The organism is Nitrosomonas sp. Nm51, assembly GCF_900111165.1.
Lineage (GTDB): Bacteria > Pseudomonadota > Gammaproteobacteria > Burkholderiales > Nitrosomonadaceae > Nitrosomonas.
Window position 1 is genome coordinate 28,694 of sequence record NZ_FOGH01000020.1, and the last position, 21,280, is coordinate 49,973.

General features: G+C 45.3%; 19 protein-coding genes and 3 tRNA genes. 11 read left to right on the forward strand and 11 right to left on the reverse strand.

Going from position 1 to position 21,280, the window contains the following annotated elements; translation table 11 throughout:
- Positions 1 to 42: 42 nt before the first annotated feature.
- The 3 genes from BMY60_RS08430 to BMY60_RS08440 are packed head-to-tail and all read left to right on the forward strand — an operon-like array spanning position 43 to position 3,549.
- Positions 43 to 1,605 carry a sensor histidine kinase gene (locus BMY60_RS08430; protein ID WP_256250768.1) on the forward strand — a complete coding sequence of 521 codons (1,563 nt, stop codon included), beginning with the start codon at positions 43 to 45 and terminating at the stop codon, positions 1,603 to 1,605.
- A 7-nt stretch (positions 1,606 to 1,612) separates the two neighbouring features.
- Positions 1,613 to 2,170: a hypothetical protein gene (locus BMY60_RS08435; protein WP_090332877.1), complete on the forward strand. Its 558-nt coding sequence runs from the start codon at positions 1,613 to 1,615 to the stop codon at positions 2,168 to 2,170.
- An 8-nt stretch (positions 2,171 to 2,178) separates the two neighbouring features.
- The gene (locus BMY60_RS08440) at positions 2,179 to 3,549 is read left to right on the forward strand and encodes a sigma 54-interacting transcriptional regulator (RefSeq protein ID WP_090332878.1); all 1,371 of its coding nucleotides are present in this window, start codon (positions 2,179 to 2,181) and stop codon (positions 3,547 to 3,549) included.
- Here the strand turns inward: BMY60_RS08440 and BMY60_RS08445 are convergent.
- The 6 genes from BMY60_RS08445 to trxA form a co-directional block, all read right to left on the reverse strand.
- The gene (locus tag BMY60_RS08445) at positions 3,546 to 6,407 is read right to left on the reverse strand and encodes an aconitate hydratase (RefSeq protein WP_090332880.1); all 2,862 of its coding nucleotides are present in this window, start codon (positions 6,405 to 6,407) and stop codon (positions 3,546 to 3,548) included. The two genes, BMY60_RS08440 and BMY60_RS08445, sit on opposite strands and share 4 nt — an antisense overlap.
- A gap of 403 nt (positions 6,408 to 6,810) precedes the next feature.
- Positions 6,811 to 6,886: transfer RNA gene (locus tag BMY60_RS08450), tRNA-His, on the reverse strand.
- Between the two features lie 88 nt (positions 6,887 to 6,974).
- Positions 6,975 to 7,051 (reverse strand) — tRNA-Arg (locus tag BMY60_RS08455).
- Between the two features lie 39 nt (positions 7,052 to 7,090).
- Positions 7,091 to 7,167, reverse strand: a tRNA-Pro gene (locus BMY60_RS08460).
- Positions 7,168 to 7,257: 90 nt separating this feature from the next.
- A complete protein-coding gene (gene rho / locus BMY60_RS08465; protein ID WP_090332881.1) occupies positions 7,258 to 8,517 on the reverse strand; it encodes a transcription termination factor Rho in 1,260 nt (419 codons plus the stop codon).
- 171 nt (positions 8,518 to 8,688) lie between these two features.
- Positions 8,689 to 9,015: a thioredoxin TrxA gene (gene trxA, locus BMY60_RS08470; RefSeq protein ID WP_090332883.1), complete on the reverse strand. Its 327-nt coding sequence runs from the start codon at positions 9,013 to 9,015 to the stop codon at positions 8,689 to 8,691.
- Between the two features lie 493 nt (positions 9,016 to 9,508).
- Here trxA and BMY60_RS08475 point away from each other — a divergent pair, with 493 nt between their 5' ends.
- The 6 genes from BMY60_RS08475 (at position 9,509) to BMY60_RS08505 (ending at position 15,378) form a co-directional block, all read left to right on the forward strand.
- Positions 9,509 to 10,126, forward strand: coding sequence for a DNA-3-methyladenine glycosylase family protein (locus BMY60_RS08475; RefSeq protein WP_090332884.1), 618 nt, complete (start codon positions 9,509 to 9,511; stop codon positions 10,124 to 10,126).
- Positions 10,074 to 10,823 (forward strand): transglycosylase SLT domain-containing protein, encoded by a 750-nt coding sequence (locus tag BMY60_RS08480; protein ID WP_218141662.1) that lies wholly within the window; start codon positions 10,074 to 10,076, stop codon positions 10,821 to 10,823. The genes BMY60_RS08475 and BMY60_RS08480 overlap by 53 nt, the downstream gene beginning before the upstream one ends.
- Positions 10,824 to 11,899: 1,076 nt before the next feature.
- Positions 11,900 to 13,096, forward strand: a complete 1,197-nt coding sequence (locus BMY60_RS08490; RefSeq protein ID WP_090332889.1) for a DEAD/DEAH box helicase — start codon at positions 11,900 to 11,902, stop codon at positions 13,094 to 13,096.
- A gap of 486 nt (positions 13,097 to 13,582) precedes the next feature.
- Positions 13,583 to 13,804 carry a translation initiation factor IF-1 gene (gene infA / locus BMY60_RS08495; RefSeq protein WP_090332890.1) on the forward strand — a complete coding sequence of 74 codons (222 nt, stop codon included), beginning with the start codon at positions 13,583 to 13,585 and terminating at the stop codon, positions 13,802 to 13,804.
- 239 nt (positions 13,805 to 14,043) lie between these two features.
- Complete coding sequence (locus tag BMY60_RS08500; RefSeq protein WP_090332908.1) at positions 14,044 to 14,307, forward strand: RNA recognition motif domain-containing protein; 264 nt, start codon at positions 14,044 to 14,046, stop codon at positions 14,305 to 14,307.
- Positions 14,308 to 14,484: 177 nt separating this feature from the next.
- Complete coding sequence (locus BMY60_RS08505; RefSeq protein ID WP_090332893.1) at positions 14,485 to 15,378, forward strand: patatin-like phospholipase family protein; 894 nt, start codon at positions 14,485 to 14,487, stop codon at positions 15,376 to 15,378.
- A gap of 248 nt (positions 15,379 to 15,626) precedes the next feature.
- On the opposite strand, the gene trbK is transcribed toward BMY60_RS08505, so the two are convergent.
- Entirely contained in the window at positions 15,627 to 15,821 is a 195-nt protein-coding gene (gene trbK / locus BMY60_RS08510; RefSeq protein ID WP_090332895.1) for an entry exclusion lipoprotein TrbK, read from the reverse strand.
- A 358-nt stretch (positions 15,822 to 16,179) separates the two neighbouring features.
- Here trbK and BMY60_RS08515 point away from each other — a divergent pair, with 358 nt between their 5' ends.
- Positions 16,180 to 17,160: an endonuclease/exonuclease/phosphatase family protein gene (locus BMY60_RS08515; RefSeq protein WP_090332897.1), complete on the forward strand. Its 981-nt coding sequence runs from the start codon at positions 16,180 to 16,182 to the stop codon at positions 17,158 to 17,160.
- Positions 17,161 to 17,445: 285 nt separating this feature from the next.
- Here the strand turns inward: BMY60_RS08515 and BMY60_RS08520 are convergent, their stop codons facing one another.
- The 4 genes from BMY60_RS08520 to BMY60_RS08535 form a co-directional block, all read right to left on the reverse strand.
- Positions 17,446 to 17,775: a c-type cytochrome gene (locus BMY60_RS08520; RefSeq protein WP_090332898.1), complete on the reverse strand. Its 330-nt coding sequence runs from the start codon at positions 17,773 to 17,775 to the stop codon at positions 17,446 to 17,448.
- A gap of 35 nt (positions 17,776 to 17,810) precedes the next feature.
- Complete coding sequence (locus tag BMY60_RS08525; protein WP_090332899.1) at positions 17,811 to 18,137, reverse strand: c-type cytochrome; 327 nt, start codon at positions 18,135 to 18,137, stop codon at positions 17,811 to 17,813.
- A 110-nt stretch (positions 18,138 to 18,247) separates the two neighbouring features.
- Positions 18,248 to 20,185: an ATP-binding cassette domain-containing protein gene (locus tag BMY60_RS08530; protein WP_090332901.1), complete on the reverse strand. Its 1,938-nt coding sequence runs from the start codon at positions 20,183 to 20,185 to the stop codon at positions 18,248 to 18,250.
- Between the two features lie 145 nt (positions 20,186 to 20,330).
- A complete protein-coding gene (locus tag BMY60_RS08535) occupies positions 20,331 to 20,756 on the reverse strand; it encodes an Hsp20/alpha crystallin family protein (RefSeq protein WP_090332903.1) in 426 nt (141 codons plus the stop codon).
- Positions 20,757 to 20,983: 227 nt separating this feature from the next.
- On the opposite strand from BMY60_RS08535, the gene BMY60_RS08540 reads away from it, so the two are divergent.
- On the forward strand, positions 20,984 to 21,163 hold the full coding sequence (locus tag BMY60_RS08540) for a hypothetical protein (protein ID WP_090332904.1): 180 nt from the start codon (positions 20,984 to 20,986) through the stop codon (positions 21,161 to 21,163).
- Positions 21,164 to 21,280 lie beyond the last annotated feature (117 nt).

The window sequence follows — 21,280 nt, forward strand, 5'->3', positions numbered from 1 at the left end:
ATATGGGCTTCCATATTGCCTGGTTAGCGGGACAATGCTTATATGGTAGAAAAATTTTTACAGGTTCAACAAACTGACATTCGGGAAGTAAATATGGCTGTTCATGCAGATACTGTTGAAGTTTTAGCGCGACCTGATTATCCAATATCATCAAAACGTCAGCGCAACCCTAAATCATTTTTGAAACTCATTTTATTTGGATATTCACTTGTTGGCATTCCCTTGATCGCCTCGCTTATTTATATTGCAAGTACGATAGATCGTCTCGCAGACCATGGCCGTGAAACAATCTATCAGGCTGCAGAAATTACACACGGCAATCGCGTGCTTGCTGACGAAGTGTTAACGATGGAAAGGAGTGTGAGACAAGCCCTGATTCTGAATGATCTGACTTTACTTGAAGGTTATATTCATTCTCATAATAAATTTGGAGAAACAGCCGAAAATTTTACGCAGTTACTTCCACACACTGAATTACCTATCTATATGGAACATCAGCTGTTACTGGAGAAAATGCGGTTGTCTGAATTGATTATTTATAGAGATATACTCAAAAATAGAGATTCCCCGGAAAATTTGCAAATCCAGGTTGAAAACTTCGAAGAACTATTGGATGAGGTACAAAATTTTTCAAGGCAAGGGAATATTTTGATTGGGTATTATGTTAATGAAATGCATGAAACTGCAAATCAGGTGCGCGCAAATGTTGAAATGCAATTACTTGCAGTTATTCCCTTTGTGGTTGTTCTAGCCATTTTATTTTCAATATTGATCACACGTCCGATAAAACAAATTGACGAAGCTATCTATAATTTAGGTCAAGGAAATTTATTAAAGCCAATCAAAGTAACCGGCCCCCAGAATCTTAAACAGCTTGGCAAACGTCTTGATTGGCTGCGTCGCCGCCTGCTGAAACTGGAAAAACAAAAGAACCAGTTCATAAGGCATATATCGCACGAGCTTAAAACCCCTTTAACAGCTATTCGTGAAGGTGCAGACCTGCTCGCGGAAGGCGTTACTGGCAACCTTTCAAAAAAACAGCAGCTAATTGCAGATATATTACATGGCAGCAGTTTGCAGTTGCAGAAACGAATAGAAGATTTATTGAGCTATAGCGCCATTCAGGATGCAGAAACTGCACTGATAAAACAACCAGCCAGCCTCTCGGAAATTATCAATCAAACGCTTCAAAGCCAAAATTTATCGATCATAAACAAAAAGCTGAAAATTGTACGTAGTCGTACGGATATTATCTATGAGTGCGACGCTGAGAAAATACAGACTATTGTTGGTAACCTGTTATCGAATGCCATAAAATTTTCACCGCCATGCAGTATTATTGAAATAAAAATCAGTCATGATACAACATGTGTGAAACTGGATATTATTGATGCCGGCATTGGCGTCCATCACTCGGATAAGGACAAAATCTTTGAGCCTTTCTATCAAGGCCAGTATAAGCCTGACGCACATGTCAAAGGAACCGGACTGGGCCTATCAATCGCACGGGAATTTGCTTTCGCACATGGAGGACATATTCGCTTGATGAACAATTCTAATCCTGGCGCCCATTTTCGTCTTGTTCTGCCTTTGCGTAACGAATAACGGCACTATGAAAAAAATGAAAAAAATAAATAAAGTTTTGTATACAATCTTTTTTTTTATTGTTATCTTGGCATCAACCGGGTGTTCCAATATAGAAAAACAACAAATCATCATAAATCCGGACGAACTGGTCTCCAGAGAAGCATTTGAAGATCAGTTGAGTAATATTATGCTTGATTATGCAAGTATTATTGCACAGCAAAACGATAAGAAAATTGAATTTACTTTCAATAACGTGAAGCAGAATTTTGAGAGAGATGATAGTCACGATAACCGTATCAGATACATTTTATTGTTGATCTTAACAAAGCAAAAATTTTATGATCTGGAAAAAGCATTATCATTGCTTAATGACTGGCCGGAAACCAGGCAACTGCCAGTGCCATTAGACAGTTTTAGAAAAATTTTAATAATGCGATTAACAGAAGAACTGCGCTTAAGAAAATTAGTCAACCGATTATCGCATCAGCTGGCAAATGAAAAACTGGAAACTGAAATGCTGCATAAAAAAATTAACGATATCAAAGACATGGAAAAATCACTGATCAGAAGGAATATGCCATAAGGGCAACGATGGGAACAAATTCAAAAATATTGCTTGTCGATGACGACCCAGGCCTGCTAGAGCTACTGTCAATTCGCTTAAATGCCGCCGGTTACATGGTTGACACCGTCAATAGCGCTGAATCAGCGCTAAACTATCTTGATCTTGAAAGACCGCAGCTCGTGATTAGTGATATACAGATGGGCGGCATGAATGGCATGGCGTTATTTGAACAAATAAACGCAAAGTTTCCTGCGCTGCCGGTCATAATACTCACAGCGCATGGAACTATCCCGGAAGCTGTTGCAGCAGTTCAGCGTGGCGTCTTTGGTTATCTGACAAAACCGTTCGATAGTAAAAACTTATTAGAACAAATTCAAAAAGCACTTAATAATGCTCCGCAAACAAGTCAGCCTCAACACACAAAATCTTTATGGTGCAAAGATGTAATTACACAAAGCATTGATATGAAAGATGTTCTTAATAGAGCAGAACTTGTCGCTAAAGGCGATGCAAGTGTGCTGCTTTACGGCGAAAGCGGCGTTGGCAAAGAATTATTTGCCCGGGCCGTCCATAGTGCTTCAAATCGTAATCAGAAACCATTCGTGGCTGTTAACTGTTCTGCAATTCCAGAGCATTTATTGGAAACGGAGCTATTCGGCCATGTGAAGGGTGCGTTTACCGGTGCGGTACGTGACCATGATGGTTTGTTTCAGTTAGCAAAGGGCGGCACTTTGTTTCTTGATGAAATTGGCGATATGCCATTAGCTTTGCAGGTTAAATTATTACGCGCGCTTCAAGAAAAACAAATCCGGCCTGTAGGAAGTTCACATTCTGTAGCAATAGATGTGCGGTTTATCTCCGCGACTCACCGTGATCTTAAGGAAGAAATCGCAAGAGGCAATTTTCGCGAAGATTTATACTATCGCATAGACGTTATATCCTTGAAAATACCGTCACTGTCACAGAGAAGAGAAGATATACCATTGTTAGCAAACCATTTTCTTGAATTATTTGCAGGCAGATATCAACGGAATATTACCGGATTTTCGCCAGATGCAATGGAAATGCTGCTCACAGCGCCGTGGCCGGGTAATGTGCGGCAACTCATGAATGTCGTTGAACAATGTGTCGTATTAAACACCGCTTCCTTGATTCCCCCAGCGCTCGTTTACGATGCGATAAATATGGAAACTTCTCAACTTAAATCGTTTGAAGAGGCCAAAAAACAATTCGAAAGAGATTATCTGGTGCGCGTTTTAAAAATAACTTCAGGAAATGTTACCCAGGCTGCACGCATTGCAAAGCGTAACCGGACTGAGTTCTATAAGCTTTTGCAAAGACACAAAATAGATTATTCTATATACAAAACAAGAGCTTTAGATATTCACAAGCTCTAGCTTTTTTTCAGCAATTCTTTCAACACGTAGGGTAATATTCCCCCATGCTGGAAATAGTCTATTTCGATCGCCGTGTCAATACGGCATAGCAGCTTCACTTCTTTTTGTGTACCGTCACTCCTGTGAATCACTAGGGTCACATCCTTCTGGGGTTTCAGGTCACTAAGTCCAAGGATATCGAATTTTTCACTGCCGTTAATATTTAGGGATTGTACTGAATCATTGTCCTTGAACTGCAAGGGCAGAACACCCATACCGATCAGATTGCTGCGATGAATGCGCTCGTAACTGGATGCAACGACCGCTTTGACACCGAGTAATTGCGTACCTTTCGCCGCCCAGTCGCGACTGGAGCCGGTACCGTATTCCTTGCCGCCAAAAACAACGGTGGGGATTCCATCTGACTGGTATTTCATTGCGGCGTCATAAATGCTCATTTCCTTCGCATCCTGATTTTCGGACTGATAAAGCGTTACGCCGCCTTCGCTGCCGGGTACCATAAGATTCCGGATGCGCACATTGGCAAAAGTACCGCGCATCATGACTTCATGATTACCCCGGCGTGAACCATAGCTGTTGAAATCTTTTTGGGCTACACCATTGTCCAGCAAATATTTGCCGGCTGGTGAAGCAGCCTTGATTGCGCCAGCTGGGCTGATATGGTCGGTCGTGACGGAATCGCCGAAAATACCTAGCGCATAAGCGTTTTTGATATCGCCAGCGGTGTCTTTGTCAACCGTTTGCAACGAGAAATCTTCGAAAAAAGGGGGCTCGGCGATATAAGTCGATGGTGGCCAGTTATATGTTTCTCCGGCAGTCGAAGAAATATTATTCCATAGCGGATGGTCTTTGGTCAGATCGCTGTAAAGTTTACGGAATGTGCCGGCATTGGTGGCATATTGCATTAATACCTGTATTTCTTCGCTGCTTGGCCAGATATCTCTAAGCCATACAGGATTGTTTTCAGAGTCAGTTCCCAACGGCTCGTTGGTAATGTCCTTTAACACCGTGCCGGCAATCGCATAGGCAACTACCAGCGGTGGAGAAGCCAGAAAATTTGCACGAATATTAGGGTGAATCCGGGCTTCAAAATTGCGGTTGCCTGACAGTACGGCAGCGCAGACCAGATCGTTCTTGACAACGGCTTCTTCAATCGGCTCGGCCAATGGTCCTGCATTGCCGATACACGTGGTACATCCGTAGCCCGCCAAGTTAAAACCCAGCTTTTCAAGTGCGGCGAGCAGGCCGGTATGTGTAAGATATTCCGACACTACTCTGGAACCCGGTGCCAGGGATGTTTTAATATGGCGCTTGACGGACAGCCCTCTTTCCACTGCTTTCTTTGCCAGCAACCCTGCCGCAATCAGGACACTGGGGTTGGATGTGTTGGTGCAGGACGTAATGGCTGCAATCAGAATATCGCCATGGCCCAGTTCGAGAGTGACATTGTTCGGTTGCGTATCCGGTTTTTCAGTATTTGGTGTTGGATGATTACTGACCATTTCGGCGACATTGCGGTCATTGTTACCGGGCAGACTACTCTCATCGGGAACATCCGTATCAAGGCGGGTGCAAAGCACGGCCTCTTCTGCAGCGTTCAAATCGCGTGTTCGGTAGCGCTGCTTCAGTTCCTCGCGCGTTTTGCCATATCCATTTTCTACAACCGGTTTGTAGAAAAGTTCGGTAAAACGGTTTTTCATCTCTGCCATATCGATACGGTCCTGTGGCCTTTTGGGGCCAGCAAGAGACGGCGAAACCGTACCCAGATCAAGCGTCAGTTCATCACTGTAATCTATCTCGCCTTGACAAGGTATGCCATACATAGCCTGCGCCTTAAAGTAATGCTGGAATGCAGCAATTTCATCATCGCTGCGTCCTGTTGCTTTAAAATATTCGATGGTGGCGTCGTCGACGGGGAAAAAACCCATCGTCGCACCATACTCCGGCGCCATGTTGGCAATAGTGGCGCGATCGGGAACAGTAAGGGATGCCGTTCCTTCACCAAAAAATTCGACAAATTTGCCGACCACATTCGCGTTGCGCAGCATTTCCGTAATAGTGAGCACCAGATCGGTGGCAGTCACGCCTTCACGCAGCTTTCCTGTCAGATTGACGCCAATCACGTCTGGCGTCAGGAAGTATACCGGCTGTCCGAGCATGCCGGCCTCGGCCTCTATACCGCCAACACCCCAGCCGACAACACCGATGCCATTAATCATAGTGGTATGTGAATCAGTGCCGACCAGAGTATCCGGGTAAATGGTATCGTTATTCAAATGCACGCCATGCGCAAGATGCTCCAGATTGACTTGGTGGACGATGCCGATGCCCGGCGGTATGACCTTGAAAGTATCAAACGCCTGCATGCCCCACTTGATAAACTGATAACGCTCGTGATTGCGCTCGAATTCAATTTCCATATTATGTTTCAGCGCATCTTTACTGCCATAATGATCGACTTGAATAGAGTGATCAACAACTAAGTCAACAGGAACAAGCGGTTCGATGCGCTTGGGGTTTTTGTCAAGTCTTTTGGCGGCACTGCGCATGGCTGCCAGATCTACCAGCAAAGGCACACCGGTAAAATCCTGCAGCACAATGCGTGAGACAACAAAAGGAATTTCATGTGTTCTTGCAGCACCCGCCTCCCATTTAGCCAGCTGCCTGACATGTGTTTCGGTGATTTTTTTTCCGTCGCAGTTTCGCAGCACTGATTCCAGGATGATCCGAATGCACACCGGTAACCGGGAAATGTTGCCAAGCCCATTTTTTTCCAATGCGGGCAATGAATAATACCGGACTTTTTTTCCTTCGGAGATTGTCAGTTCTTGCAGGCTGTTAAATAGATTCTGAGTCATGGCGCGCTCCTAGATTGGCTGTTCTATTTGTTTGAGCTAAGTGGCGTATTTGTACTTGGGACTATTGTAACGTGCGGCTGGACGGATATAAAGCAGGAGGTAAATCAACCACAGCCTGAATTGCACCAGTACGCTGGATTCTGGCCTGTAATTATTGCCTGTTGGTTTTTATGGATTCTAACGAACGTACGGTTATACCCACGGATCTACTTGCTGACTTTTAACGCGCCCTGTCTTGGATTGAACGCACATTCCCTGTGTCGCAGAATAACTGCATCGCATCTGCGGTCGCGGCACGCTCAATTCAACGCAATTCAGCGTTTAAATTTCAGCAACTGATGCAATATCCGGCTAAAAAGTACATAGAGTAACGCCAAACATCAAGGCAGGTGATCACAATAAATGGGGTGGCTGATGGGGCTCGAACCCACGACAACCGGAATCACAATCCGGGACTCTACCAACTGAGCTACAGCCACCGTTGAAAGCGACTAATTATCGCCTGTTTTACTCAAACTGATGAGGTTTGACGCAGTCAAAAGTACCAATTATCAGATAGAAATAGTCTGGCGTGCCCGACAGGGATCGAACCTGTAACCCCCAGCTTAGAAGGCTGGTGCTCTATCCAATTGAGCTACGGGCACCTTATCGGGCATACCTTATATATCTAGGGCAGTAGTAATTGGTCGGGGTGGAGAGATTCGAACTCCCGACATCCTGGTCCCAAACCAGGCGCGCTACCAGGCTACGCTACACCCCGAAAAGGGTGAACTATACTCTTTCAGCGGGAAAAGGTCAATTTGTAGCAGGGCAATGTAACGAATAGTTGCTGATTCGCCGAAAGGATACATCAGACTCTTTTCATTGAGTCAAAGAAGTCGGCATTGTTTTTTGTCGCTTTGATTTTATCCAGCAGGAATGCCATGGCGTCCATGTCATCCATCGGGTGCAGCAGCTTGCGCAAAACCCAGATCTTCTGCAGAACGTCAGGTTCAATCAACAATTCTTCCCTGCGAGTTCCAGAGCGGTTGACATTAATAGCAGGATAAATGCGTTTTTCGGCCATACGACGCTCGAGATGTATTTCCATATTGCCTGTGCCTTTGAATTCTTCATAAATCACGTCATCCATACGCGAGCCGGTATCGATCAGCGCGGTTGCAATAATCGTCAGTGACCCACCTTCTTCGATATTCCGTGCCGCACCAAAAAAACGTTTGGGCCGTTGTAGCGCGTTTGCATCAACACCGCCTGTCAAAACCTTGCCGGAAGCTGGCGCAACAGTATTGTAGGCACGCGCAAGCCGCGTGATCGAATCCAGCAGAATAACAACGTCTTTTTTATGCTCGACTAGGCGTTTGGCTTTTTCGATAACCATATCCGCCACCTGCACATGGCGCATAGCTGATTCGTCAAACGTGGATGAAACCACCTCTCCCCTGACGGAACGAATCATTTCCGTAACCTCTTCGGGACGCTCGTCAATCAATAGAACCATCAGAATGACATCGGGGTAATTCGCTGCAATAGAATGCGCAATATGCTGAAGCATTACCGTTTTTCCTGATTTCGGGCTGGCTACAAGCAAGCCCCGCTGACCTTTCCCAATCGGCGCGATCAGATCGATAATGCGGCCGGTAATATTTTCCTCGGCTTTGATGTCGCGTTCAAGTTTTAAAGATTCGGTAGGAAATAACGGTGTCAGATTTTCAAACAGTATTTTATTCTTGGAATTTTCAGGAGGTTCGTTGTTGACCTTGTCAACCTTAACCAGTGCAAAGTAGCGCTCGCCATCCTTGGGCGGGCGAATTTCTCCGTCGACCGAATCGCCTGTGTGCAGATTAAACCGTCTTATCTGGCTGGGTGAAATATAGATATCATCCGGTCCTGCAAGATACGAGGTATCCGGTGAGCGCAGGAAGCCAAAGCCATCCTGCAGAACCTCAAGTGTCCCTTGCCCATAAATGCTTTCTCCCTTTTTTGCCTGATTTTTCAACAGGGCAAAAATCAGATCCTGTTTTCGCATTCTGTTGGCACCGTCAAGTTCATTCTCGGTGGCCATTTTGATTAATTCGGTAACGTGAAGATGTTTGAGATCAGATAAGCGCATGAACAAGTTCTTTGATAGTTAAAACACTTTGAAAAGTAGAAATATAACGCAAACGATGAACGTCGGAAGGAAAGCTGCTGATGGGATAAATATAGAGTTTGAAAAAAGAGCGGTAAAACGGCTAATCCACCTGCTCCTCGTGAACCAATTCTAGTTTAGAGCATAACCGCTTTAAAGATGGCTGTCAACAAACGCGGTGAGTTGGGATTTGGATAACGCGCCTACTTTGGTCGCTTCGATGTTGCCGTCTTTAAACAGCATTAATGTAGGAATGCCTCGAATACCATATTTGGGCGGTGTGATCTGGTTTTCATCGATATTCAGCTTAGCGATTTTGAGACGCCCATCATATTCATTGGCAATTTCATCCAGAATTGGCGCAATCATTTTACAAGGGCCGCACCATTCCGCCCAATAATCAACCAAAACAGGCAACGAAGACTGTAAAACTTCAGTTTCAAAATTAGCATCAGTAACGTAATGAATATGTTGACTCATATTACCCTCATTAAAAGATTATTTCCTGTTTATTTTTTGTAGGAATGATAATACTAATGGTCTCAGGAAGCTTTACGTAAAACAATTCCCAGTTAAAAAGCAACAAAAACCTGACTAACTTGCAATCCTATATAAAAATCCGGTAAAAGGGAAGTGGAAATCGCAACGAATTAGCCGATTAATTAAAATGAGTTTTTTCTTGCGCGAATGATTGATAATGTCTCACGCAGAATAACGACTGCAATACAAAAATTGCAGCAATCGCTATAGAGGATCTTAACAATTGTAAATTATTTCAGGAATAACCTATAGGGCCTGAGCCCATTTTAGTCCTCCGCTGCGTTATCATGCGCTCATGTAGCGTGACTACACCACGCTCACTCTTGCTGAGGATTAAAATGAGTACCAGCGGCAACAATTCGCTAATTTGTTAACACTCCTTGGGCGAAATAAAACCGGATTTGATTGGAAACATGAATAGTTGTGAATCTACATGACGCCTGAATATTGGACACAAGCAACCCAGGAACTGACCGTCCGAGACCCGGTAATGCGCAACCTTGTACAATGCTTCGACGATACTGCGCTTAAGTCTCGAGGTGACGCCTTTTCCACGCTAGCGCGTTCAATTGTTGGGCAACAAATTTCTGTCAAGGCTGCGGAAAGCGTGTGGCAAAGAATCCTTAAGGCTATTCCAAATATTACGCCGCATACGATTCATGGCACTGAAGACAGTACGTTGCGCGCTTGCGGTTTGTCGCTCAGAAAAATAAGCTATCTTCGAGATCTGTCATGCCACTTCAGGGAAGGGATGCTGGATATTTCGACATGGGCGGCAATCGATGATGAAACGCTGATAGCACAACTGGTGCAAATCAAGGGCATAGGCCGCTGGACTGCCGAGATGTTCCTGATTTTCCATATGCTGCGCCCAAATGTGCTGCCACTTGATGATATCGGCCTGCAGCGCGCAATCAGTCAACACTATTTTGACAATCAATCCGTTGACAAAAAAACCATTCGTAAACTGGCCGAACGCTGGCAACCCTGGCGTTCTGTTGCGACCTGGTATCTATGGCGCAGCCTGGACCCGTTGCCGGTGGAATATTGATGCCAAAAAGTTCGTTACTAAGCCAACTAATCTTGCCTGGAATGAAACCGGATTAATTCAATTAATGAACGCAATTGAAGATTTTTTCAGACTGCTTCCTATTCTGCTCCTGCTGGGCGGACTGGCTGGCTGCGCCAGTAATCCACCCCACCAGCAGCACGATCTGTGCGCGGTATTTGAACAGCATCCTGACTGGTACGATCATGCGAGAGCGTCGGAACACAAATGGGGCGTTCCGGCACACATATTGATGGCCTTTGTGCGTCACGAATCCAGTTACCGTCACAATGCCAAACCGCCGTTCGAGTGGTTTCTGTTCATTCCGCTGGGGCGGGCTTCCTCTGCCAAGGGCTATGCCCAGATCCAAGACCCGGCCTGGCAGGATTACAAGGATTCTACCGGCGGACTCTTTAAGAGCCGCTCGAACATGAAGGATGCGTTGGATTTCATCGGCTGGTATAACCATAAAAGTAATCAGCAACTTGGCATTTCCAAGTGGGATCCGAAGAAGCTGTACCTGGCCTACCATGAAGGTCACGGCGGTTACCGCCGCGGTACCCACCACAATAAAACCTGGCTGTTGATCACTGCCGAACGCGTCGACCGCACGGCGCGCGAATACGGTGCACAATTGCGCCGTTGCGATGAACAGTTTCGCTGTCAGCGCTGGTATCAGGTCTGGCCGTTTTGCAGCTAGCACTCTTTCAACTTGATATTGCCGTGTTCAGTGAACTTGTCAGCATTCATGGCAAGGCGTGTCTTGCAGGTAATAGTCAGTCTATCGCCAAAAGACACAACGTAGTCCATGTGTGCTGACAAGCTCACCCGCAGGGCGTTGCCGTGGTGCTCTGCAGTCGCACTACACTGCTTCAAAAGGGAATAACCTTTTCCTGCACACTGCGCCTTATTGCAAAGCATCACGGTTACGCTGTACATGGCAATATCAAGTTGAAAGAGTGCTAGTCTGGCTATTGCATCAGTCGCTAGAATTTAGCGCCGAACTGTTTTGAATTGAGCGTGCTCGCGGCCGCAGACACAGTTATTCTGCGGCACAGGGAGCATGCGCGTCAATCCAAGACAGGGCAGGTTAAAAGCCGGCAAGCGAATCTACGGGCACAAACTGTACTTCCGTTAGAATCCATGAAAACCGACAGGCATCACAATGACAGGCCAAAATTCAGCATACTGGCGCAATATTCAAGCCAGTACTCTATCCATATCTCTATCTCTAATCCATACGTTATTGCCAGGCACAGCATTTCTCGCAATCTATCTGATGTAACACACCACACGCAATTTAATTTGTTCCCAAACACCGATAACGTATCTATGGTTATTCGCTACAGCTTGATTTTTTCTTGCTTTTTCTCGCCGCTCCATGTATAAATATAGAGAGCTTCAGCTATTCATATACACTCGATATCGTATCAGTATAGCCAATCAGTGAAATACAAACTCTGAAGAACCTTCTAAGCTGGTCTGTTGGTCCAAAGCGTTTAAATACAAGTTGGCCGCGTCAAACTGCATGGTGCGGACGGTGTTGGTTACGGTCATTTGCTATTTACGCCAAAGGGAAATACACATACAAATCAGGCAGTAAAATAGTGGAATCCAGTTAAACATCTGAATTATTGTCTTTCAAGACAGTACATTTAACATTGCTGGATAACGGAGCAGGTTAGGCCGCTCGCTCTACACTCACTTCATTATTAACCAAGCGTCTCACCGTTTTTTGAAAAAGCGGCAGTAGTGCTTGTCTTACAAAGAGAATTCATGAAACACTTTAATTTACTGGGGCTTCCCGAAGCTCTTAATCGTGCGCTGCATCACATGCAGTTTAGCAAACCTACTCCCATTCAGGCACAAACCATTCCACATGCGCTGGAAGGACGCGACATACTGGGTTCGGCTCAGACCGGAACAGGAAAAACAGCCGCCTTTGGCATTCCGCTTGTCGCCCGGTTACTATCAAATCCGCGCGGATCGGCATTAGTGATGACGCCAACACGTGAGCTGGCAACACAAGTAATGAGCCAGTTGCAGGCTATGCTTGGCAAGAGAAGCCAGCTCAAAACAGCGCTGCTGATTGGCGGCGAATCCATGCCGAAACAGCTGAAACAACTTCGCAGCCGGCCGCGATTGTTGGTAGGGACACCTGGGCGCATTAACGATCACCTTCAACAAGGGAATCTTATGCTACATGATACCGGCATGCTGGTACTGGATGAAACAGACCGAATGCTGGACATGGGCTTTACAAGTCAGATCGAAAGAATTCTGAAATTCATACCCAAGACGCGCCAGACCATGCTGTTTTCGGCCACACTGCCAAACAGTATAGTCAAAATTTCTGAGAAATACCTCAACAATCCGGTGCGTATCGCTGTAGATAAAACGGTTTCACCTGCAAAAAAAATCCGGCATGATGTTCTGCGCGTTTCTGAAGAAGAAAAGTACCGGAAGCTATTATCCGAGCTGGACGCACGCACAGGTTCAGTGATTGTATTTGTCAAAACCAAGTATGGCACAGAGAAAATGGCGAGACAGCTTTCCAAAGCAGGCCATAATGCCGATGCCATTCATGGCGACCTGCGTCAGAATATACGAAATCGCGTTATTACGAATTTCAGAAACCAGAAATACCGCATTCTCGTGGCAACCGATGTGGCAGCGCGAGGATTGGACATCCCGCATATCGAGCATGTCATCAATTATGATTTGCCGCAATGCGCGGAAGATTACATTCACCGTATTGGCAGAACGGCCCGCGCTGGCGCGGAGGGCTCCGCCATGTGTCTGGTGACACCGGCGAATACCGGAAAATGGAATGCAATTAACCGATTGATGAACCCGGATGCTGTTAATAAAAAATCAAATAACAAAAAATACAAAAAGCGAACAGGAAAGCCATCTGACTTTAAAAACGACGGTAAAAAATTTAGCAGATGTATCAATAGAGAAGCGGCCTGAGCCAGAACTATAGTCAAAACTGATATAAAGGGGAAATTCTTCAATATCACGGGCGTTTCAGGTGCTGCGGAATCAGGCCGTTGAAAAATCTAATGCCAGAATAATAAATTCATAAACTTATGGCACTTTGACCTCACTATCCTGAGCTCTATTTTGATCTAAAGCAGACTCTTTGGTGCGGGTCTGTTTTTACTCTAGAAAACATTTATAAATGTTGACATAGACCAGTAATTCCCCTTGTCAGTATGCGTGCGTAATAATGGCTGTTTAGCATCTTTATAACAGCCACATGCGCATCCCTGCCATCCGTTTGATAAGATTTATTAAAAAAGTGTTCATTTACCACAAGCAGCGATCTTCGCTGTTAGATTGCTTTCGCTTCGATCACATCTGACTATCAAATTTGGTTGGCGTTTATATAACTTAAAACATCATCACCGAGAAAGATGTTTTCAACTGCTGTTTATCAGCCTGGAGGAACTCTTTATGGCTAAAGAAGAACTAATTGAACTGGAAGGAAAAGTGACAAATGTTTTACGTAATCAATGTTATCGCGTTGAACTGGAAAATGGAAAAGAAATCCAGGCTTATACATCAGGTAAAATGCGTCGTTTTCGGATTCGTATAGTACTTGGCGACAAGGTAAAATTGGAAATGTCTCCCTATGATCTTACCAAAGGCCGTATTAACTATCGTATGAAAAAATAAGAGAAAAGCGAACTCCGTATTGTTGACTGTAGTAAACAAATAAACTGCCCGGGTATGTAACAAATTTCACTGTACCAGAGTCTGCGTTATACTAGTTCTGGGATAATAGGTGAACGGTTTGCCATGTCCTATAATCAACGAGGCCAATCGGTGAGCACCATTTGATATGCTGTATGTACGCGAAAATACAAGCCTCATGCAACATAAAACCATCCTTATTTATACAAAAAGGACATCCTTTGAAAAGATTATTTGTAGGGAATCTTCCTAGCAGCGCGACTGAAGCCAGCGTAATCGAGCTATTCTCGGAATGCGGGAAAGTACATTCCATTAAACTTGCTACGGATATGTTTAGCGGTAAATGTATAGGCTTTGGATTTATTTCTATGGAAGGCCACGAGGCCCGGGCAGCTATCGAAAAACTCAATGGCTATTCATATGGTGGAAAATCACTCAGAATAGGATTCGAAGATTCTTCAAACAAAAGAGGCAGACGCCGCTAGTGCTCTTTCAACTTGATATTGTGCCATGTACAGCGTTACCGTGGTGCTTTGCAGTAAGGCGCAGTGCGCAGGAAAGGGTTATCCCCTTTTCAAGCAGTGTAACTGCGACTGCAGAGCGACACGATAGCGCTGTACACGGCAATATCAAGCTGAAAGAGTACTAGTTATTTTAAGCTTATGACAACTGTATCACTTGTGCTGGGCAGTGGTGGCGCACGGGGGCTTGCGCATATCGGAATTATTCACTGGCTCGAAGAAAACGGTTATGAAATTAAGTCCATCTCAGGTTGTTCGATGGGTGCGCTTGTTGGCGGCACATATGCTTCCGGAAAGCTGTCTGAATTCGAACACTGGGTTAAAGCGGTCACCAAAATGGATATCATTACACTGCTGGATATATCATGGAGCACAACCGGTTTTTTTAAGGGAGACAAAGTCATTAATACGCTTGTTGACCTGGTTGGTAACCAGTTAATCGAAGACCTTCCGATACGGTATACAGCGGTTGCCGCTGATCTTACCAACGAAAAGGAAATCTGGATTAATTCCGGAGAACTGTTCAACGCAATTCGAGCATCGATATCACTTCCGATGCTGTTTACACCGTATAGCTACAAAGGTGTCAATTTAATTGACGGCGGCGTGCTAAATCCAGTACCCATTGCACCGACGTTTGGCGACAGAACAGATGTGACCATCGCGGTCAATCTGTGCGGCCCGCCAAAAAATGTATCGGCGGCAGACGGCAAGCCGGTGGAGCTATCAAACGATACAGAAAATTTTCACGATAGAATCACAAGCTTTATCAAAAATTTGCAGCAAAAAGTCATTTTGAAGGATAGCATTGACCTGGATGCTTATGATATTGTCAACCAGGCATTCGACGCCATGCAAAGCACGATTGCCAGGCAGAAGCTGGCCGCTTACCCGCCCGATTATACAATTGAGCTTGCCAGAAACGCATGCGGGACACTGGAATTTGAACGTGCTGCAGAAATGATAGAACTGGGGTACCAACAAGCCGAGGAAAATCTGAATGCCATTTCGAGTGGCAATGCAGCTAATCAATAACGGCTAAAATAGATTCAAAATGGCCGCAAGTAATGACACAACCACTAAGCTGCATCGTTTAAAAAGCAAGGTCTCGAGCTGTTGTATCTTTGAACGGATTTAGCATAAATCCAATCAGGTGGCGCCGCTCTCTCCGCATGCCGGCGCAAAAGCTGCCTTGCTCCACACACCCAGCTTGCTCCAGTTTTGATCTACTAACATGTAACAATCGCTGGGATGGTGTTTTACTTGAATAAATACGCGGTTTATCATTCTTCCGTCAGCGTATTACATTCGTCCAAGAATGCCTGGCGCGCCGCTTCGTCGTTTTTCAACTCAGCCAGCGATTTTTCCATCCCCCTTCCCGAGCAATTCACCACATTGGCTTCGGGCACACTGTCGCAGCCAAACAAGATAACGATTAAACCAATGGCGCAAACAGCGCTGCTTTTTTTCGAATTCATTGATATCTCCTGATGAGTTTGTACATAAAATTTCAATTTCACGGCTGATCAAACGATCGATTTAGAATCGATCCACACTGATTTGCCGCATACGTCAAATGCCCTCATTTTACCTGAATCCTCGGAGCCTGAGTCATCTATTGGAATAATTGAGTAAATTCAGACATCATACGTTATTTTTAAAATGTCTGGCTGTAAGCGGCAGTTGCATGCAAAACAGGTTTAGACAGTTTGCAGAACGTCTGCGGTACGATACACTGGGTCTTCTTTGTGCGCCAATGTTGCACGATTTAGAAAAATAATGTGGCTCCTGAAAATTATGTTCAGCATAGCCTGTAAAACGCGTGGAGAATCAATTATGAAAAGGCTAGGGTTAGTCATATTGCTAGTTATCTGGGGATTGCCAGGCTGCACCGGGCTGCCGCCGGGTAAAGGTGTTGAAACGCATTTTGCTGGCTGTGATGACGTAGCGGATCGAGGGCATTTAAATTTTTTAACCATCAACCTGCTATTTTCGGAAACCGGCACGCGTGCTTCGCGGCTGGATGCAATTGCCGAATATGCTTCAAATGCATCAATAGATGTTATTCTGCTACAGGAGGTGGCCGGTGGCGTATTGGTTGGCACCGCCAACAGCGCGCTTGACCTTCAGGGCAAGCTGCGTGAACGGGGACACGGCTATGATTTGCAAACCGCGTTTGAAACAGGATTGCCGGGGTTACTGACGGTGGCGAATGCGGTTTTATCCCGTTGCGAAATTGACTTCAAGATGTCCAAACGGCTGCCGAAGGCTTCGGAGCTGGAATTCAAAGGGCATGATATTAAACTGCCCAGAAATATAATGATGACACGGCTTAAGATTCCTGAATTTGGATTGATCAACGTGTACAACACCCATTTATGTGCAAAATGCAGTGCCGAAGAACTCGACGCCCAGTTGCAGGCATTATTGGCATTTGTCGATGAGACGGAAAGCTTCTATCCGCAGGCGAACCCGGTTATTTTAGGCGGCGATTTTAATATCGACCGTTTCCGCATCGACCCGTTTGGGGAACGCGTTTTTTATGACAACATTATCGGTGCCGGTTTTACTGATGCCTACGCAGAGGGCAGATTTTTGGATAATTTGTGCGCAAATACTGCGTTTGCTGATCAACATTGCACTGTTGGCGTTTCAACTCTGGATGCCGGTGATTCGGCCAGGCGTATCGATTATATTTTTGTCAAAACGTTGAATCGTATTCTCCAGAGTAACGTTGTATTTAACAATCTTGTCGATGAAAGTCAGGTCGGCGTATCCGACCATGCAGGCGTTTTTATTTCTATAGAGCTGCCCTAGGACACTCTGCTTTACTTTCATGATACAAAACTATTGATTCCCCAAAATCTGCGCGTCAATGGAATAGTAGCTGGTGTTTGTACTTCTGTCTTTAGTCTTGATGCGTTGCAAATTGACGATAATCGGACTGAAAAACAAAAACGGAATATGTACACAAACAATTCCGGCACATATTCCGCTTAAACATATTGTCTCAAACCGACTCAGGATTAAAATTTTTGAAAAATCAGTATTTCCAGTCTGATTAATTTTTTTATCTATTTTGTGCTTTGGCTCTGTAAATTCTTATCTGTTTGAATTCAATTTACCTGGCAGGCTTGAATAATAGAACGCGAGATTTTCGATATCTTCATTGCTTAAGGCTGCCGCCATACCATTCATGACCGGGTCGGTGCGGCTGCCGGATTTATAGTCTTTTAATACTTTTTCAAGATATGTTCTGTGTTGCCCCCCGATATGCGGAAAATTAGGCGCCGGGCTGTTTCCATCGATGCCGTGGCAGGATGCGCATACTTCAGCAGCTTTGTTTTTGCCTGCTTCGATATCAGCTGCCGCAACCTGTCCAGATAATATCAACGCCGTACCACTGAGCGCCGCAATCATAAATTTCTTCATAATCAATTCCTTCTATAATTCTATAAATGACTTAATTAGTTACTTGCATAGAATGCAGCGAGATCTTTAATTTCCTGATCTGTAAGTGTTTTAGCCAACGCAGTCATGGAAGGATGACTGCGCGTGCCGTCTCTGTAGCCTTCAAGCGATTTAATCAGATACTCTGCATGCTGTCCGCCAATTTTTGGAACGTTATAGGCTGTCGGAAAAGCGGTACGGTAACCATCAATTCCGTGACAACCAATACACATTGAATTTAATTCTTTCCCTGCTGCCGGGTCTCCCTCAGCTTGAGCATTGCCTGAAAAAATAAAAAGCAAGCCCGAGGCAAGTAATAAATTAATCATTATTTTTTGTTTCATTGTAAGCCTCCTCCTCTCAAAAGTTGAACTTTAAACGATGTACTCGATTTGGTCAATGAATAAACGAACTATGTCCATGTTGTTTATAGGGAAATTGCCGTTGACTGTGCTTAGATCCGCGCGTTGATTCTACTCGACTTCGCTTCCAGTTCCTCCCATCTTGCGAGGTATTCGGCCAATTCTTTTTCCACGATCGAATAGCGTATTTGCAGCGCTTTTGCCTCATCCGGATTGTCCCGGTAAATGCCGGCATGATTTAGGCGCTGAGCAATATTGATTTGCTCCTGCTCCAGGCTATCGATTTTATCCGGCAAAACACTCAACTCCCGGGTTTCCTGATAACTCAGTTTTTCGGTGCGCGATAAAGGTTTGGCTGCTTTTTTACCCGCAGTTGAGAATTTTTCCGTTTGTTCAGCCGTATTGCTGTTTTCAATCGCTTGCTTCTTACTCAATTGCGCCTGGGACCAGTCTGCGTAACCACCAACATACTCACGCAACATACCGTGGCCTTCAAATGCGATGACCTGGGTGACGACATTGTCAAGAAACTCGCGGTCATGACTGACCAAAAAAAGGGTGCCTGCATAACCCTGCAGCAATTCCTCCAGCAATTCCAGCGTTTCAATATCCAGATCATTAGTTGGTTCATCCAGTATCAGTATATTGGCCGGACGTGTAAACAACCGGGCCAGCAATAAACGGTTGCGTTCACCGCCTGAAAGTGACTTGACGAGTGAACGCGCACGCTGCGGTGGAAACAGAAAATCTTCCAGGTAACTGATCACATGCTTGCGCTTACCGTTGATTTCAATAAACTCCGAGCCCTGACTGACTGTTTCGGCCACTGTCATTTCATCATACAGTTGCTCGCGCATCTGGTCGAAATAAGCGAATGACAGCTTGGTACCTTGCCGGATCTGCCCGGAATCCGGCTGCATTTCGCCAAGAATCAGTTTTAGCAGCGTTGACTTTCCCGCTCCGTTAGGTCCGAGCAGTCCGACTCTGTCCTTGCGCATAATACGGCATGAAAAATCGTCAATGATCGTTTTATCGCCGAATGCTTTGCTGGCATGTGTTAATTCAGCGACCAGTTCACCCGACTGATCACCCACATCGACCTGAAGACTGGCCTTGCCAACGCGTTCTCGCCGTTGCGCGCGTTCCTTTCGCAAGGCTTCCAGCCGCCTGACCCGCCCTTCATTGCGGGTGCATCGGGCTTGAATACCTTTACGTATCCATATTTCTTCCTCGGCCAGCAGTTTATCAAATTTTTGCTGATGCACCGCTTCAGTTTCCAGCATTTCGTTTTTTTTGTGTTGATATGCGGCGAAATTTCCAGGAAATGCCGTCAAAATACCTCTATCAAGCTCCAGGATACGTGTTGCCACATTATCCAGAAAGCGCCGGTCATGCGTGATAAATATAACACTGCCAGCAAATCCCTGCAGAAACGCTTCCAGCCATTCTATCGATGCAAAATCCAGATGATTTGTCGGTTCATCCAATAACAACACATCGGGCGAAATAACCAAAGCACGCGCCAGTGCAACACGCTTTTTTAAACCGCCGGACAACTCCGCAATACATGCGTCAGCAGGCAGGTTCAGTGTATCGATGACAGTTTCAATTCTGGTCTGAATATTCCAGCCATCTTGTGCATCCAGAGAATTTTGCAGCACCTGGAGCCGTGCAAGCAAAGCTTCCGTATCATTACCGCCATCGGTTAGCGCATGAGATACGGCATGAAAATCCAGCAAAGTCCGGCTGATATCACCCAGACCGTTTGAGACCTCCTGATAAACCGAGTTGCTGTCGGTTAACCCCGGTTCCTGCGCAACATACGCCACTTTCAGGCCCGGCGCGCACCACAGCCTGCCGTCATCAAGGTTGATACTGGCGGACAGAACTTTTAACAGACTGGACTTGCCACCGCCGTTTCTGCCGATCAAACCGACGCGCTCACCCGGATCAAGCTGCAAATTGGCCTGATCCAGCAATGCATGATGACCGAATGCGAGACAGGCTTTCTCCAGTGTAATTAAAGGCATAAAAAGGAAGTGAACTGATTTGCAGATGAAACAGGCTGTTAAACCAGAAAGCCTAATTATGGCATGGTTTACCAGTTAAAGGAAAAGGAGCCGGGCTAACAGACTTAAAAACTTGTGCCGACTCCTTTGTTGCTGGCAGGTTTTGTTAATCAGCAGAAGAGACGCTGATTTTCTTGGGTTGTACGTGTTCTTTTTTCGGTATGGTCAACTCCAGCACACCATGTTTGGATACTGCAGAAACCGCATCCGGATTTGCCGTATCCGGCAGGCTGAACCGGCGGTAAAATGAGCCGTATGTCCGTTCGACACGTTTGTAACCATCTTTTTCCGTTTCGGCTTCGGTTTTCTTTTCTCCCTTAATCGTGAGCACACCGTTTTCCATACTGATATCGATATCCTCAGGTTTGACGCCCGGAATATCGGCGTGAATCACAAATTTATCTTTCTCTTCCTTAATATCTACAGCCGGCGCCCATTCTGCAGTCGCTGTCGAGCCTTCTGCAGCGCCACGCTCCAGCTCTTTTTGTAACTGACTAAGCAAACCCCAGGGTTCATAACGCGTAATTGCCATTTTTATCTCCTTTTCAATAAAAAACAGATGAAATAACTACTGAATCTGATATGCGGCTATTCGATTTTATTTCAAGATTAAAAACAGGTTTTTGCGCAGAAATTTCTTCCAATCATACCCAAGCCAGACGATGACTTTTTCGCTGAATTGGTAACCAGCCCCCGTGCGTATCAATCCTTGCGAAGATTGAGACGAATTGTCGCCAAACGACCCTGCATAAATAATTCATGTCGCAGTTTTTTTCGGATACAGGTGTGCGCAGGCAGACTGCCCGTCATTTCAAAACCGGCCCACGTATAAAATCCTCGTCGAAGCTGGCTGCAGAAACGATGTTAGCCACAATCAAACTGCACACAACGGCAATGACTGTTGATACCGGTTTAAAATTGACCACCCATTACGGTTGAAATTTGACCAGGGGGAAACAGTGCGCAGGATACTACGCATCTGTGGATAAGTCGACCAGACTGAGTTGGTATTTTGCCTCCTGCTGATGCTTTGTGTTCAGTTGTTCGTTACAAATT

Bases quoted from the DNA above. Each gene is read 5' to 3' on its own strand.
- infA (WP_090332890.1), top strand. From the start codon at position 13,583: ATGGCTAAAGAAGAACTAATTGAACTGGAAGGAAAAGTGACAAATGTT.
- trxA (WP_090332883.1), bottom strand. From the start codon at position 9,015: ATGAGTCAACATATTCATTACGTTACTGATGCTAATTTTGAAACTGAA.
- BMY60_RS08435 (WP_090332877.1), top strand. From the start codon at position 1,613: ATGAAAAAAATGAAAAAAATAAATAAAGTTTTGTATACAATCTTTTTT.
- BMY60_RS08430 (WP_256250768.1), top strand. From the start codon at position 43: ATGGTAGAAAAATTTTTACAGGTTCAACAAACTGACATTCGGGAAGTA.
- BMY60_RS08530 (WP_090332901.1), bottom strand. From the start codon at position 20,185: ATGCCTTTAATTACACTGGAGAAAGCCTGTCTCGCATTCGGTCATCAT.
- BMY60_RS08445 (WP_090332880.1), bottom strand. From the start codon at position 6,407: ATGACTCAGAATCTATTTAACAGCCTGCAAGAACTGACAATCTCCGAA.
- BMY60_RS08540 (WP_090332904.1), top strand. From the start codon at position 20,984: ATGTCGCAGTTTTTTTCGGATACAGGTGTGCGCAGGCAGACTGCCCGT.
- trbK (WP_090332895.1), bottom strand. From the start codon at position 15,821: ATGAATTCGAAAAAAAGCAGCGCTGTTTGCGCCATTGGTTTAATCGTT.
- BMY60_RS08475 (WP_090332884.1), top strand. From the start codon at position 9,509: ATGACGCCTGAATATTGGACACAAGCAACCCAGGAACTGACCGTCCGA.
- rho (WP_090332881.1), bottom strand. From the start codon at position 8,517: ATGCGCTTATCTGATCTCAAACATCTTCACGTTACCGAATTAATCAAA.
- BMY60_RS08535 (WP_090332903.1), bottom strand. From the start codon at position 20,756: ATGGCAATTACGCGTTATGAACCCTGGGGTTTGCTTAGTCAGTTACAA.
- BMY60_RS08490 (WP_090332889.1), top strand. From the start codon at position 11,900: ATGAAACACTTTAATTTACTGGGGCTTCCCGAAGCTCTTAATCGTGCG.
- BMY60_RS08525 (WP_090332899.1), bottom strand. From the start codon at position 18,137: ATGAAACAAAAAATAATGATTAATTTATTACTTGCCTCGGGCTTGCTT.
- BMY60_RS08520 (WP_090332898.1), bottom strand. From the start codon at position 17,775: ATGAAGAAATTTATGATTGCGGCGCTCAGTGGTACGGCGTTGATATTA.
- BMY60_RS08505 (WP_090332893.1), top strand. From the start codon at position 14,485: ATGACAACTGTATCACTTGTGCTGGGCAGTGGTGGCGCACGGGGGCTT.
- BMY60_RS08440 (WP_090332878.1), top strand. From the start codon at position 2,179: ATGGGAACAAATTCAAAAATATTGCTTGTCGATGACGACCCAGGCCTG.
- BMY60_RS08515 (WP_090332897.1), top strand. From the start codon at position 16,180: ATGAAAAGGCTAGGGTTAGTCATATTGCTAGTTATCTGGGGATTGCCA.